Genomic DNA, 15,077 nt, shown 5'->3' on the forward strand with positions numbered 1-15,077 from the left:
TTTAGTAGCTGTTCATCACTCAGGTATCACAGCTCACCTCATCCCATGGCTGATTTCTATAGTTAATCAACCAGTTCAACGCATAATGTCTTTCATATACGGTACCTGGATGCACTGGCGCCTCCTCTCCTTTCAAACGGGCATCTACACAGGCCCAGTTGGCGCGGTAATATAAGTCATTGGCATCCAGAATTTCTCCGGTAGTGCGCAATGAAGCAGCCCCTGTCAGAAACGCAGCGGGATCGCTGTCCAGGCCCCGGAAAGGAAACTCATCTTCCGGTACCATGTCCAGATTGCAGAGTGTATCCATTTCTCCCAGGGAAGGCACTTTATTCAATGCCCAAAGGAGCACCCAGATACCTTCACACTTCCATGTTTCTTTTGTTTTCTGATCCTCCTGAGGATTTGCCAGAAAAGCTTTTTCTGCAGGAGTGGTTTTATCCCAGAGTTGGTGTTGTTGTAAATAGTTGATGACGGTGTCACCTGTCAGGTAGTCGAATGCCACTGTATTTACGGCAGCGAGCACGGCTACACGCTCCGCTACATCCCTGGCAGTACGAAGTGTTACCTGCGTTTCATCGGTAATCACTGGCAGATTCGGCGTTGTTTTCACATGCAGTTGTTTCAACTGGGCAATGCTCTGTTGTTTTCGGGCAGTAGCTGCGTCGGAAGGAGCCTCCTGGTTATCGAAGTAAACCGCGTTAATGTTGACAGCAAGATTGGTGGCCGTTGAATGTCCGTTTACATCGAGTAGCAAAGCGCCTGTTTTATCCCAGAAGCCTTGTACATCTGTATCGAAAATGAAATTCTTTTCACAAAAGAAGAAACCGTCCAGTTCCTGTGCCAGGTCCATCACGGCGGCTCTGAAGTCCCCATTAAAAGCCGGTTCTGCCAAAAAGATTACTTCTGTATTGATGGTGGCAACTTTGGCTAACAACAATTCCTGTAGTTTGGAATTTTCTGCGGGCAGTTGCTGTACAAAACCATGCATGCCTAACAGGTTAATGGTCACCGGGTCGTCGTTTCTTACCAGCTGATAGCCTGGAATAGCCCGTTGACGATACCGGATGGTGAGGGTGTTTCCTTTACGCAGTAATTTCTTTCCGGAAGTAATGGTTAACTGTTCCCAGTGTTGTTCCGGGCCTGTTACTTTTACTGCCTTTTCACCAAAATGCGCCCGGATGCGGGTCAGCACTTTATCCATGTCTATCTCATGCGTATAAAGCGTACAATTTTCCATGCTGTTTTTTTCGAGGGGCCAAAGGTAACCTAAAGTAGCCAAATATGGTATCGGATTTGCCTGACGCTGGTGTATCGGTAGCAATTCTATTCACTATAAACCAGGAAGTGATGAAAAGAAAAACCTTGCCAGCCCTGGCTGTCTGCGCATTACTGCTGGCAGCCGGTTGTTTACCTCCCAGACCACCCAGACCGCCAAGACCACCAAGGCCTCACCATCATAGTAGTATTATTATTTACCCTTCTTCTTCCCGTCTGCACGATGTTGCAGCATATGCAGGATTTTATTCAGTTTAGCGGGATCATTTACATAAGGGGAGAGGTCGAACAGTTCTACTTTTCTAAATGCGATAGGATGACTTTCACTTTGCAGGGAAATAGATCCTTCGCTTAATAAACGTCCATCCTTCAACAGGCTGGGATCAGCGTGGGATACCGAGCCACCACCTACCTGTGGCTTGTTGTATACAATAACGGTATCGCGGTCTACGATATGTTTAATCACTGAATCGCGCAGTACAAGTGCTTCTGCATGTACCCATACATCGCCCTGATAAGTTTTGGAGGTAGAGCTGATACAGTGGTCGGTGATGAGTTTACCATTCATGACTACGTTGGTACCGGGCGTACAGAGGTTAGATGTAGAGCGTGGGTCTTTGCCATTTCCACCTAACAGCTGATCTTCCAGTGAAATTGGAAAGTCCTGGTCTTTTTTCATGCTGGCAGCAGTTTGTCCATGGAGCATGATACCGCTGTTACGATACGCCCATCCGGGACCACCTTTCACCTGGTCGCCTGTAAATTTATATTCTACCACGATGAGGTAGGCAGAGAAGTTCTTTTTATAGAAAATGTGACCGTATTGTCCATTGAAATCGTCGTATTGATCGTAGGAAACTTTCATCATGCCGCTATCCACGCGGAATGTATTACCGTAGTTATCGTTCAGATCGTGGCCGGTTATTTTTACATCCCATCCGGTGAGGTCTTTTCCGTTAAAGAGTTTAAGCCACTTATTAGGGGCTATTTCTTTTTGCGCGGAACTGTGTAATCCGGCCAGTAATAGTAACGCGGTCAGTGTTTTTTTCATATATTCTTTGATTTGACGGGTTAAGATAGCTGATCGTGAAGAGATATCCAAGTGAGATCCGGAGCACCCGAATAAAGTGTGTAAGAAAATACGCACCGTGCCGGATCTGCCACACGAACGAACGTACGAAGCGCTTATCTATCTCACTAAATATCAAATAGTTAAATACATTTACACAAAAGTGCAGGGTTTTCGCTGTTAGTTCCCCAAACTGTATATATGAATTCCTTCACTCAAGCACAACCTAAGGCAGGCTCCTTATACGAAAGTTCGAACATCATTAATGTAACACCTGAAGGCAGGATTGTATCTATTTTCAGCGGTGCATGGCTGGTTGGCAATGCCATTAGCAAAGTAGATAAAAGCCCTGTGGCCAGTCTTCTAAAGCTCTTAGGCGCCGGCTATTTACTCTACCGGGGCATTAGCGGTAATGACCTTATTAATGGATTTTTTGGTAAAAGAAAACCAGACCGGCATACTGCTGCTGTTAATATTCGCACGGCTATCAGTATTGATAATCCACGAGAAGAAGTGTATTACTTCTGGCGACAACTAAGCAATCTGCCGGTGTTTATGAGGCATCTGCAGTCTGTAGAGGAAACTGATCCGTTTCATTCACATTGGATAGTAAAGGGTCCTGGAGGAATTGGTACGCTGGAATGGGATGCAGAAATAGTGAAAGAAGTACCTGGTGAAATTATTGGCTGGCGTTCCCTGCCGGGATCATCTATTGCCACCGCGGGCAGAATCACTTTCCGCGAAACCTTTAATGGGGGTACTGAAATAGATGTGATGATTACTTACCGCCCGCCCGCTGGTTATGTAGGCTCCGGGCTGGCGTGGCTATTGAATCCTGCCTTCGAAAATATGATTGTTAAAGATGTAAGACGCTTTAAGAATTATATGGAGACAGGAGAAATAGCGGGATAGCGGAAAGCATAACGCTGAAAGCTGAAAGCAAAAAGCTATTGAAGCGAATGATCGAAGAGGAGTAATATCCGCCATGGTCATTCGCTTCAATAGCTTTTTGCTTTCGGCTTTATGCTTTATGCATTACGATAGTGCTTCTCTTTTAAACCTGTTATATGTTCCCTGACTTTTGTTAATCAGTTTCAATACACGCTCGCGAACATCATCCTGTAAACCGCTGATTTCATGTTCAAATACTTCTTTCAGCTCAGATAAATCTTCTCCGTTTTTCTTTACAAGACCATTAATTTTATGGCGCCAGTCATCCGCTTTGTGTTTGATTTTTTTGCGGGTTCTGTCGCCGCTGTCTGGTGCTGTCAATAATCCGATTACTAACCCGGTAGTTAACCCGGCTATAGCGCCAGCTAAAAATTTCGTGGTAGACATAGTTATTGGATTTTTATGGTTTAACAAATGATTGCGGTGCGTAGTTCATTCACACTTGAAACTAAAATTTTCAAATATCAGGCCAGCAAAGCCATAAGCTGTCATAAAGAAATGTTATTAAAATAAAGAGAAGGAAAAACCACCTGCTATTAAAGAAGTCAAAAGATAAGTTTCAATAACGTAAAACATCGAAGGAGACGCTATCCAGGACAACATCAGAGTTGACATTGCCCCGGCAGGTGGATAAGATAAGCGTATTAGATAATGGAATTTATAAAAGTCAAACGGAGCAGTAAAATAATTACATTCTCGTATTTTTCAAACTATATTGAAAGAAATGAAATAATAAATTTTATTAAAAAGTAAATCCCCTCTGAAAGTCAGTTCCAGAGGGGATTTAGTTATAGCGTCAATTGCATTACATAATTAATATATATTATGAAATTGCGATCATTTTATTAAAACCATCATGTGGCGTTTGGTAAACGTGTACGACTATTTTGCATCCAGCATACCGGACACCAACCGGTTGAAGTCTGCCTGGAACTGTTCGTAATGTTCGCCGGTACCCGGACCGGAAAAACCGGTATGTACTTCCTGTACATTTCCTTTCTTATCAATAAAGATGGTGGTAGGGAAACCTTTGATACCTGTGAGCTGTGGTAACGTTTTCGCTCCCTTATCCGGATCACCCGGTGTTACGCCGGTGATGAGTACCGGATAGTTGACGTTGAAGCGTTTGAGAAACCCCTCCAGGCTTTTCTTTGATTTCTCAAAGTCGGTGGTACGTTCGTAAGCCAGTCCTATTACTTCTACGCCACGGCGTTTGTTCTTTTCATACCACTTGCTCAGGAAGCCGGTTTCGTCCATACAATTCGGACACCATGATCCCATGAGGGTGATGATCACTACTTTATTTTTAAAGCGGTTATCCTTAATGCTTACTTTATTGCCATTCAGATCCGGGAAGCTAAAGTCCAGTTGTTGCTGGCCTGGCTTCATGGTGGCGATGGTTCTTTCATCCGGTAAAGTAGCGGTATCGTTTTTTACTGCGGACCAGTTTTCGAGGCCATCGCCAATACCAGCATAGAAGCGTCCATTCGTGATACTATCTTTCCCTACGCGGGCGGTAAAGAGGTACGCATGCGAGCCATCGAAAGTAGAGAGGCGAAGGGTGTCTCCATCTACCACGCCGTCCAGGAAGCGATAGTCGCCGGTAGTAGTGAGGAAGGTACCGTGCACGATATTACCTGACTGCTTAAACTCTCCGATGGCGGTAGAGGGCGTTTTATCTTTATCTTTTGCAGAGACGAATTGTGTTACCCAGCGACCGGAAACATTGGCGGTTGCGGGCGTATTCACTTTAAAGCGTTCTGCGTTTCCTGCAACAGCCGTAAAAGGAATGCTCACATCTTTATCTGCCAGGTGTCTGATCCACTGGCCTTCCAGGCTCTTATTGGTGATTAAACGGGCTTTGAATTCAGAGTCAAAGAAGGGCATTTTAATAAATACGGAGTCGCCTTTTACGGTGACTTCATCCACCAGCAATCTATCAGTGGCATTGATGACATAGAGGGTAGGTTTACCATCGGCATTTTTTACGTCGAAATTGAAAACGATGTCGGCGCCATCGTTGCGGTGAAGTTTTGCCTGCCATACACCATCGGCCAGATATTTCATAGCGTTGCCATTATTGCAGGCGGCTAATCCAATACCAGTAAGGCAATAGAGCCATAGTTTTTTCATAATACTACTTTTGTGAATAGTTCCTTTCTCCAAACAGCAGGCTGCCGATACGTACCATCGTACTTCCCTCCTGCAGGGCGATGGGATAGTCGGCACTCATGCCAATGGACAGTTCTTTAAAGTACGTTTCGTTGTTAAAATAAGTGGTTTTAACAGATCCGAATAACTGGTGGAGCTGGTGGAACTCTTTACGGATCTGAGCTTCGTTGGTGGTGTTGGTGGCCATGCCCATCATACCGGCAATACGAACCGAAGCAAATGCGGCCGGGTCAGCGGCGTATGCCTGGAGCAGTTGCTGTAACTCCTGCTCATCTAACCCAAACTTGGTTTCTTCAGCTGCAATATGTACCTGTAGCAGGCAATGAATGATCCGCTGATGTTTAGCGGCCTGTTTGTTGATTTCCTGCAATAGCTTTAAACTATCTACTGCGTGGATGGTATGTACAAACGGCGCTATAAATTTCACTTTATTGGATTGCAGGTGACCAATAAAATGCCATGTTATATCTGCCGGTAAAACAGCCTGTTTTTCGACTAACTCCTGTACATAATTTTCTCCGAAGATCCTTTGCCCTGCTTCATAAAATGCTGCGACGTCTTCGACTGGTTTGGTTTTGGAAACGGCTACCAGTTGTGCATGGAAAGGCTGCAATTCGGAAATAATCTGTTGGTATGCTGCTATGTTAATTGCCATCGGACAAAGATAGGGCTGATTTTTGTAAAGCGGAAGGCAGAAAGCAGAAAGCAAAAAGCTATTGTAGCGAGTGAACACTGCGGATATAATTCGCTTTAATCACTCGCTACAATAGCTTTTTGTTTTATGCTTTTTGCTTTATGCTATCCCAGGATAGACCGGCTGATCACGATACGCTGTACTTCAGACGTACCTTCATATATCTGGGTAATTTTAGCATCGCGCATGAGGCGTTCTACGTGATATTCTTTTACATAGCCATATCCACCATGTACCTGCACTGCTTCCGTGGTAACCCACATGGCTGTTTCAGAAGAAAATACCTTTGCCATAGAGCTGCTGAGGGTATAGTCCAGGTGTTGATCTTTTTCCCAGGCGGCTTTGAGGCATAATAAGCGGGAAGCTTCAATGCGGGTAGCCATATCTGCCAGTTTGAACTGGATGGCCTGGTGTTGGGATATTTCTTTACCGAATGCTTTTCTTTCTTTGGAGTATTTCAGTGCCAGTTCATAAGCGCCGCCGGCGATGCCTAATGCCTGGGAAGCAATACCGATACGGCCGCCGGCCAGTGTTTTCATGGCAAACTTAAACCCGAAGCCATCTTCCCCGATCCTGTTTTCCTTAGGTACTACTACGTCCTGGAACATCACGCTGTGGGTATCGCTACCGCGGATACCGAGTTTATTTTCCTTGGCGCCGATAGTTACTCCGGGCATATTCTTTTCTACGATCAGGGCGTTGATGCCTTTACTGCCTTTTTCAGGATGGGTTTGGGCAATTACCAGGTATACGCTGGCGGAATTACCATTGGTAATCCAGTTTTTGGTACCATTCAGCAGGTAATGATCTCCTTTATCTTCAGCAATAGTACGCTGAGAAGTGGCGTCAGAACCAGCTTCCGGCTCACTCAGCATAAAAGCCCCTATTATTTGTCCGGATGCAAGCGGCACCAGGTATTTTTGCTTTTGTTCTTCTGTACCGAAGGTTTCGAGGCCCCAGCATACCAATGAATTATTTACACTCATGACCACGGAAGCGGATGCATCTATCTTGGAAATTTCTTCCATAGCCAGTACATAAGAAATGGCGTCCAGGCCTGCTCCCCCGTACTTAGGGTCCACCATCATACCTAAAAAGCCCAGTTCTCCGAGTTTCTTAATCTGTTCGGCAGGAAATTTCTGGTGTTCATCTCTTTCTATTACACCTGGCAGCAGCTCGTTGATAGCGAAATCACGCGCTGCCTTTTGTATCATCAGATGCTCTTCCGTCAATTGAAAATCCATGGTTATATTTTTATAATGTAATCCCCTCAAATTATTGAGAAATCAGGAGGTAAAAAAATGGGTAGGATAAAATTCAACATTGTCAACCAGAATTGGGAAAATATTGAACAAATCGCTACAATAACGCTACTGTATTGGATTTGGTTCAGGTAATATATACCAATTTTTCACCATTATAGGGTTGGCTGCTTTGGGCGTTCAGGTAAAATCCTGTAGCTTGCCTATAATGATCTCTTTATGAAGAATATCAAAATAATAGAAGTTAAATCAGAAATCGGAGCCGGAACCCGGGGCGCCAGTTTAGGCGTAGACGCTATTAAAATAGCCGCACTGGACTTCATGAGCAACTTTTTTGTGCACTTCCCCACCGAAGCAATTGAAACGGAAAATAAGCTGTTATTTGAACCTATTGAATCGCCTTATGCCAAAAGAATCAAGGGGACTTTCAATATGTATGAGCGTATCAGCAAAAGTGTAGCAGAAACCGTAAAAGCCAACTGGTTCCCGGTATTACTTTCCGGCGACCACAGTACTGCTGGTGCTACCATTGCCGGACTGAAGATGGCGCATCCCAAAGCGAAGCTGGGGGTGATCTGGATAGATGCACATGCGGATCTGCACACGCCTTACACCACGCCTTCCGGCAATATGCATGGTATGCCACTGGCTACCGCCATTGCGGAAGACAACATGGACTGCAAAGTGCATGATATTGATGAGAATACGGCGAGGATGTGGAATGCGTTGAAAAACATCGGTAAAATAGCCCCCAAGGTGTTACCGGAAGATATCGTATTCATTTCCCTGCGGGATTTTGAGAAAGAAGAAGACTATCTGATCAAGCAATATGGCATGAAGGTGATTACCACCAGTGAGGTACGTCGTAAGGGACCGGAGAATATTTCCCGATCGGTATTCCGTTATCTGAGTGATTGCGAATACATCTATGTTTCCTTTGATGTGGACAGTCTGGATGCGTCTATTTCCAAGGGTACCGGCACGCCGGTGAGTAATGGTCTCAGGGAAAGAGAAGCAGAAGATCTGATTGCCAAATTCATGCAGCACCGGAAAATCTGCTGCTTTGAAATCACAGAAGTAAATCCTACGCTGGATCGTGAGAACCTGATGGCAGAAATTGCATTTAATATTCTGCAGCGGAGTGTGAACGTGTTGATGATGAACTAACGGATTTTGAAATACGCCATGAGCCAGGTGGTTACTTCGCTATAGCTGCGGATACCTTTTTCCTGCTGATTGGCTTTCAGGTATTTATCGTACAGGATGGCAGAGTATTCATCTACTTTGCCGGTATAGGGTTCATAGAAGTCGATGATGGCTTTATGATCTGCCTTTACGCCGGGTACTGCCCTGCTCCAGATACTTTTTGCGAGGGTGGTATCCCGTTGCCCCAGTTGTCTTACGCTATACATAAACATATCAAAATTGGCAGCATAACGGAAATGGCTATCCGGAATGCTGGTAGCGGCCAGGTATCCTACAAAGTTGGCTTCTTCTTCGGGAGCATATCCCAGCTGGTGTGCAATTTCATGGCAGGTAATATAAGGTTGCAGCACGGCCGGCGTGGTGGTATTTACCTGTGCTTCATTGGTGAAGGGGTTGAGGTAGCCGGTAATGCCGATGTAATTGAGCCAGTGACCGTACAGGGTGCGTTTAACGCTGGGATGTCGGTAACGCAGGGCGGGCCAGGTTTTGGCGGCGGCTTCGTAAGCGGTGACGGCTTTCGCGAAAATGGATTGGCCGGTAGTATCTGCCGTCATCGCGTGGAGGGTATCGCCGGTATTGGCTTTATCCTGGTTAACGAGGTGCAGCAGGGTGTCTGACAGCTGGTATAGTTGCTGTGTGTTGTAATGGCCGGTTACCAGGCCGGTATCGGTGGTGAGGGAGTTGCGCTGGTAGTTATATCCCCACAGCACCAGGAAGGCGAGGTACACGGCTAACAGGAAATGTATACCCCGTAGTAATTGTAAACCAACCTGTTCCCAACGGAAGCGAATGACTTTATAACATAGTTTTAACAAATAAAATATTCCTCCAATAATCCAGGCGGTATATATTACATCTCCAATGCTAAATGGTACTATACCTGTTACTTGTCTGAACGCCACACTACTCCAATTATACCACCTATGGAAGTAGAAATCGCTGAAGCGGTTACTCCAGGCGAAAAATCCTTTTAACAACAGTATAGCCGTAAGTGTTAGTACAATACGGACAATTTTCTTTTTAATCAGGGCTTTTGTCTCCATATAATGTGGCAGAACATGATAGATGAAATTCTACAAAAACAATTAAGTGCGGCGCTTTCCGAACAATTGAAGGTAAAAGTACATATAAATGATGCAAAAAGCGTTCATGGGGGCGATATTAACGAATCTTTTCGTATAGCCACCAACGAGGGATATTTCTTCGTGAAGCTGAATGATGCAAAGCGTTATCCCGATATGTTTGCACAGGAATATGCAGGGTTGCTGGAGTTGCAGGGGGCGAAAGCCTTACCTGTACCAAAGCCACTGGCTTATGGTTCCGTGAATGGGCGTGCTTACCTGTTGCAGGAGTTTTTGACGAAGGGGCAGGCAGTGGGCGATTTCTGGGAAGATTTTGCTGTATCGCTGGCGAAGCAGCATCGGATTACCAGGCCACATTTTGGCTACCCGGGGTCCAATTATCTGGGAACATTAAAGCAATATAACACCCCTTATAGCAGCTGGTCTGTATTTTATGCGTTCAACCGGTTGTTGCCGTTGATCCGGATGGCGTACGACCAGCAGATAGTCGATAAGCAGATGGTGCAGCAGGTGGAGTCGTTGTGTAAGCAGTTGCCGCAGTTATTTCCGGCAGAAGCGCCGGCGTTGTTGCATGGGGATTTGTGGTCAGGGAATTTCATGGTGGGAGCCAACGGGAAGGCATGTGTGTTTGATCCGGCGGTGTATTATGGTCATAGGGAGATGGATCTGGYGATGACGCGTCTTTTCGGCGGTTTTGACACCCGTTTCTATTATGCTTATCAGGCAGCCTACCCATTGTTGCCGGGGTGGCAACAACGGATAGGGATTTGCCAGTTATATCCGTTGATGGTGCATATGATTTTATTTGGAGGGAATTACTACAACAGCATCCGGGAGATTCTAGAGGCCTACTGATTCTTCGCCGCGCGTATCAATAAATTCGCGCATTTTGCCATATTCTTCTTCTACGAGCGGATAAAATTTGTTCACTTCTTCCTGAATTTCGTTAAAAAGGAGGGCAATATCTCCGCTGTGTAATTCTTCATTAATGCGGAGGTAATTTTCCAGTTCCTGCATTTTGGCGCTGATCCAGGTCAGGCCTACCATCGCAAAGTTAGGTTTGAGTTTGTGTACCTGGAATTTCATTTTCTCCCATTCGTGTTGATCTACCATTACACTCAGTTTGGCGACTTCATCGCGGATGGTTCTGATAAAAATTTCAAACAGGTCAGCGGCATAGGAAATATTACTCTCATAGAGATCTGTGAGGTACTTTACATCCAAATCGTTGTTGAACTCGAATCCACTTAAGTTCTGCACTTCTTCCATTATTAGTTCTGTTTCGTCTTCGTTGAGATATTTATTAAAAATCTGTAATAGCTGATCCGGCGTGTAGGGTTTAGTGAGTATGTCTGTTATTCCTGCTGCCCGTGCCATGGTGGCCGTTCCTTCCATGGCAACTGCTGTAGTGGCGATTACTGGTGTAGCCACATTGGGTTGTTCTTCATCTGCTCTGATTTTCTGTGCCAGTTCCAGTCCGTTCATGCCGGGAATACGGATATCCATGAGGATAAGGTCGTATTGCCGGGATTCGAGAAAATAGGTTGCATCAGGCCCGTTAGTGGCGAGCTGATAGTTGATTTTATATTTTTCCAGGAGGCTCATCATGTAGCGGAGGTTCATCGGGTTATCTTCCACTACGAGTACCCTGGCGGCTTCAAAGGAGCGTTGCAGTAATTTCCTGCTTAGTTTGCCGGTGGCGGCAGTAAGCAGTCTGCGACTATCCATGAAGGGAACATTAAAGCTAAAGCAGGTCGTAAATCCGGGGACGTCTTCCACGCCGATACTGCCGCCCTGGAATTCCACCAACTGTTTAGCGATCGCCAATCCGAGACCGGTGCCGCCGTACATTTCACGGATATCCCCTTCTGCTTGTTTATAATTCCGGAAGATGAGTTCCAGTTTATCTTTCCGTATGCCTATACCGGTATCGCATACCCGGAAGCGTATCCAGAGTTTGTTATCCTGCCAGCTTTCCTGGGTGGCTTTGATAGCAATGGCGCCTTCGCTGGTAAATTTCTCTGCATTTCCTAACAAATTGATTAATATTTGGTTCAATAGCACATCGTCGCCAATCAGCCAGGTATTGAGGCTGGCATCCAGTTCAGCAGTTATTTTTACGGGGCGTCGTCCCAGTTTTAGTTCAAAGGTATGCCGGAGTGATTGAATCAGTTCGCGGAGGTTGAATTCGCGTTGATTTGTTTGAATTTCCCCGGCTTCTATGCGGGAAATATCGAGAATATCGCTGACAATGCCCAGCAGTATGCCGGAAGAGTGTTTCAGGATATTGACATATTCTTTTTGTTGGGCGTCCAGGTTGGTTTCTTCGAGCAGGTGCGCCATTCCGATAATGGCATTGAGCGGTGTACGGATTTCGTGGCTCATGCTGGCAAGGAACTCCTTTTGCGCATGCGTGGCTTTCTCCGCCTGTTGGCGGGCTTCTTCCAGTTCCCGCTGTAGTTTTTTCTGATCGGTGATATCCATGTGGATACCTGCACCGCCGGTGATCTGGCCATTGCGATCGTAGATATTAGCGGAGCTGGCGAGAATCCATCGTTGGGAGCCATCTTTCAGCTTGATTTCCATATCATATACCAACGGCACATTTTCCTCAAGGCGTTTTCTGCGGAGGGCCCGCGCAAAGGCACGGTTGCCTTCCGGCACAAATACATCGGTGATATTGCGGCCAATCAGTTCTTCTTCCTGGTAGCCGGAGAGACGGCAAAAGCTTTCATATACGCGGGTAATATTGCCTTTTACGTCTGTTTCGCACATGGCGGCGTTGAGGTTATTGAGTATTACCCGGAATTTCTCTTCATTGCGTCTTATTTCTTCGAGTCCGTTGTGGCGGCGGGTAATATCGATGGCTTGCCAGATGCTGCCACTGAAATTGTCGCCATTAAAAACGGGGAGATAGGTGATTTCCCAGATTTGTCCGTTGATGAAGGGTACTTCCCAGCCGAACCAGGGCTTTTTTTCCCGGCGGAGGGACTTCATTTTCTCTTCCAGTGGCAGGGTATCGGCTACCATTGGTTTAAAGAATTGAATCAGCGCGGTGTAAGAGAGGTTGACGGGGCTTTGGCCGCCCATATATGCTGAAAAGATATCATTTACCCAAATGCAACGGTGTTTTTCATTGGTCACCAAAATGCCGGCGTTGGTACTGTTGAGCCAGGCAGTTATGGGCAAGGAAAAGAGGTCCGGGGCGCCATTTAATGGCATGCCGGTACTACCAGTAGCAGTTATTTTCTTACTGTTTCTTCCTGTGGCCTTCATCATTCCGGGTGAAATGGGGAATACGGGTTTTCAATTAAAATAGGATGAATTGTGAAAAACAGGCATAAGATTAAGCTCAATTTATGTACCTTTGCGCCTCACGCCTGGATGCTCACACGTCAATATGGCTGATATTTTATGATATAAATATATATATAAATAAGATATCGTTAGTGAACAAATTTATGAAATTTTTGCAATTGCAAATATTTAATTACCTTTGCATCCCTCTAAAAGTGAGGATATTGATATGAAACCACTCCGCGAATTTGATATTGCCTTTGTAGGACTAAATCCAGGGGTGCATTCATTTCAGTATGCAATCGGAGATAGTTTCTTTGATAACTTTGAAGAGCCGAAGGATTTCAGCAACTGTGTGGCGAGTATAAATCTCACCCTGGATAAAAAGAGTAACTTCTTTTTGCTGAAATTCGAGATAGGCGGCAAAGTAACGGTTACATGTGACCGTTGTGGAGAGCCCTTCGAGATGCAGTTATGGGATGATTTCAATCAGATTGTAAAACTGGTTGACAATCCGGAAGAGCTGGCAAGTACCGAAGAAGATCCGGATGTATCGTATATATTAAAGACCGAAAGCCATTTAAACGTGGCGGACTATATTTACGAATTCATTCATTTGAGCATTCCAATGCAGCGTATACATCCCGACAATGCCGATGGCAAAAGCGGGTGTAATCCGAAAGTACTTGAAATGTTGGATCAAATGAACCAGCAGGCAAAAGAAAACGATAACCCAATCTGGAAAGGATTGGATAAATTTAAGGACAATTAAAAATTAAATAAAATGCCAAATCCTAAACGCAGACATTCTCAGCAAAGATCAGCAAAGAGAAGAACGCATTATAAGGCGGTAGCGGATACTTTAAGCACAGACAGCGCAACCGGTGAAGTGCACCTGAGACACCGTGCTCATTGGGTGGAAAACAAACTGTACTACAGAGGAAAAGTAGTGTTGGAAAAACAGAGCGCTGCTAAATAATTATTTTACTATTTTTACCCGAAGCTAACAAGACAAACTTGAGTTACATGAGAATCGGGCTTGATATGATGGGTGGCGACTTCGCCCCCACAGAAGCAGTAAAAGGAGTAAAATTATATTTAGACGCTGTTGCATCTGATGTGCATCTGGTTTTGATAGGGGACGAGCAACAGTTAGCTCCTTTATTAGCAGAAGCACAGCTGGACCAATCAAAATATTCAGTTGTTCATTCATCCCAGGTAATTGGGATGGATGAACACCCTACTAAGGCGCTGAAAGAGAAGCCACAATCATCCATCTCTATCGGTTTTCATTTACTGAAAAATGAAAAAATAGATGCTTTCATCAGTGCTGGTAACACCGGCGCCATGATGGTGGGCACCTATTATTCCATTAAAGCCATAGAGGGAGTGCAACGTCCTACTATATCTACTCTCGTACCCCGTGAAAACGGTTCGTACGGCCTCTTGCTTGATGTAGGTATCAATGCCGACTGCAAACCTGAAAACCTCGCGCAATTTGCCCTTCTGGGTTCTCTCTATTCAAAGCATATCCTGCAGGTAAACAACCCTAAGATCGGCTTACTGAATATCGGTGAAGAAGAAGGAAAAGGCAACCTCCTTGCGCAAGCTACTTATCCGCTGTTAAAAGAAAACAAACAAATCAATTTCATCGGCAACATTGAAGGTAGAGATATCCTCTCCGAAAAAGCAGATGTCATCGTTTGTGAAGGTTTTACTGGTAACATCGTACTTAAGATGGCTGAATCATTCCATGAAATCGCGTTAAGACGCAATATTCATGATGACTACATGAATAAATTTGATTCTGAATCATACGGCGGTACTCCCGTTTTAGGCGTTTCCAAACCAGTGATTATTGGTCACGGTATTTCCAAAGGAACCGCATTTAAAAACATGATACAGCTGGCACAACAAATGATTGATAGCAAACTGCTGGAGAAAATTAAGGAAAGTTTTGTAGCAAAAGATGCCCAGTAATTAAGGCTAAAAAGTATTTAAAAAACCGCGCTGGTAATCCCAGGGCGGTTTTTTTTTGAGCAGAAAGCATAAAGCTGAAAGCAAAA

The 15,077-nt window shown here is 45.0% G+C and carries 14 protein-coding genes; 6 read left to right on the forward strand and 8 right to left on the reverse strand.

Going from position 1 to position 15,077, the window contains the following annotated elements; genetic code table 11:
* Positions 1-19 precede the first annotated feature (19 nt).
* Both AC1DFM_RS31660 and AC1DFM_RS31665 read right to left on the reverse strand, forming a co-directional pair.
* Positions 20-1,240 (reverse strand): DUF4272 domain-containing protein, encoded by a 1,221-nt coding sequence (locus AC1DFM_RS31660; RefSeq protein WP_477080788.1) that lies wholly within the window; start codon positions 1,238-1,240, stop codon positions 20-22.
* Between the two features lie 231 nt (positions 1,241-1,471).
* The gene (locus AC1DFM_RS31665; protein WP_477080789.1) at positions 1,472-2,329 is read right to left on the reverse strand and encodes a 3-keto-disaccharide hydrolase; all 858 of its coding nucleotides are present in this window, start codon (positions 2,327-2,329) and stop codon (positions 1,472-1,474) included.
* Positions 2,330-2,548: 219 nt separating this feature from the next.
* Between AC1DFM_RS31665 and AC1DFM_RS31670 the strand changes: the two genes are divergently transcribed.
* Positions 2,549-3,259: an SRPBCC family protein gene (locus tag AC1DFM_RS31670; protein ID WP_477080790.1), complete on the forward strand. Its 711-nt coding sequence runs from the start codon at positions 2,549-2,551 to the stop codon at positions 3,257-3,259.
* A gap of 123 nt (positions 3,260-3,382) precedes the next feature.
* On the opposite strand, the gene AC1DFM_RS31675 is transcribed toward AC1DFM_RS31670, so the two are convergent.
* The 4 genes from AC1DFM_RS31675 to AC1DFM_RS31690 form a co-directional block, all read right to left on the reverse strand.
* Positions 3,383-3,685 (reverse strand): YtxH domain-containing protein, encoded by a 303-nt coding sequence (locus AC1DFM_RS31675; RefSeq protein WP_477080791.1) that lies wholly within the window; start codon positions 3,683-3,685, stop codon positions 3,383-3,385.
* A 495-nt stretch (positions 3,686-4,180) separates the two neighbouring features.
* A complete protein-coding gene (locus AC1DFM_RS31680) occupies positions 4,181-5,431 on the reverse strand; it encodes a TlpA disulfide reductase family protein (protein ID WP_477080792.1) in 1,251 nt (416 codons plus the stop codon).
* 4 nt (positions 5,432-5,435) lie between these two features.
* Positions 5,436-6,125, reverse strand: a complete 690-nt coding sequence (locus AC1DFM_RS31685) for a YggS family pyridoxal phosphate-dependent enzyme (RefSeq protein WP_477080793.1) — start codon at positions 6,123-6,125, stop codon at positions 5,436-5,438.
* Positions 6,126-6,268: 143 nt separating this feature from the next.
* Positions 6,269-7,408 carry an acyl-CoA dehydrogenase gene (locus tag AC1DFM_RS31690; protein WP_477080794.1) on the reverse strand — a complete coding sequence of 380 codons (1,140 nt, stop codon included), beginning with the start codon at positions 7,406-7,408 and terminating at the stop codon, positions 6,269-6,271.
* A 237-nt stretch (positions 7,409-7,645) separates the two neighbouring features.
* Between AC1DFM_RS31690 and AC1DFM_RS31695 the strand changes: the two genes are divergently transcribed.
* Positions 7,646-8,593: an arginase gene (locus AC1DFM_RS31695; protein ID WP_291918394.1), complete on the forward strand. Its 948-nt coding sequence runs from the start codon at positions 7,646-7,648 to the stop codon at positions 8,591-8,593.
* Here AC1DFM_RS31695 and AC1DFM_RS31700 read toward each other — a convergent pair.
* Positions 8,590-9,675, reverse strand: a complete 1,086-nt coding sequence (locus tag AC1DFM_RS31700) for a DUF3810 domain-containing protein (protein ID WP_477080795.1) — start codon at positions 9,673-9,675, stop codon at positions 8,590-8,592. The two genes, AC1DFM_RS31695 and AC1DFM_RS31700, sit on opposite strands and share 4 nt — an antisense overlap.
* Before the next feature lie 15 nt (positions 9,676-9,690).
* Here AC1DFM_RS31700 and AC1DFM_RS31705 point away from each other — a divergent pair, with 15 nt between their 5' ends.
* Complete coding sequence (locus AC1DFM_RS31705; protein ID WP_477080796.1) at positions 9,691-10,569, forward strand: fructosamine kinase family protein; 879 nt, start codon at positions 9,691-9,693, stop codon at positions 10,567-10,569.
* Here AC1DFM_RS31705 and AC1DFM_RS31710 read toward each other — a convergent pair.
* Positions 10,555-12,993 (reverse strand): PAS domain S-box protein, encoded by a 2,439-nt coding sequence (locus AC1DFM_RS31710; protein WP_477080797.1) that lies wholly within the window; start codon positions 12,991-12,993, stop codon positions 10,555-10,557. The two genes, AC1DFM_RS31705 and AC1DFM_RS31710, sit on opposite strands and share 15 nt — an antisense overlap.
* Before the next feature lie 247 nt (positions 12,994-13,240).
* Between AC1DFM_RS31710 and AC1DFM_RS31715 the strand changes: the two genes are divergently transcribed.
* The 3 genes from AC1DFM_RS31715 to plsX are packed head-to-tail and all read left to right on the forward strand — an operon-like array spanning position 13,241 to position 14,991.
* Positions 13,241-13,783, forward strand: a complete 543-nt coding sequence (locus AC1DFM_RS31715) for a YceD family protein (RefSeq protein WP_477080798.1) — start codon at positions 13,241-13,243, stop codon at positions 13,781-13,783.
* 12 nt (positions 13,784-13,795) lie between these two features.
* A complete protein-coding gene (rpmF, locus tag AC1DFM_RS31720) occupies positions 13,796-13,990 on the forward strand; it encodes a 50S ribosomal protein L32 (RefSeq protein ID WP_079473289.1) in 195 nt (64 codons plus the stop codon).
* Positions 13,991-14,037: 47 nt separating this feature from the next.
* Positions 14,038-14,991 carry a phosphate acyltransferase PlsX gene (plsX, locus tag AC1DFM_RS31725; protein WP_477080799.1) on the forward strand — a complete coding sequence of 318 codons (954 nt, stop codon included), beginning with the start codon at positions 14,038-14,040 and terminating at the stop codon, positions 14,989-14,991.
* Positions 14,992-15,077: the final 86 nt, after the last annotated feature.

Source organism: Chitinophaga sp. 05T412, from assembly GCF_056396465.1.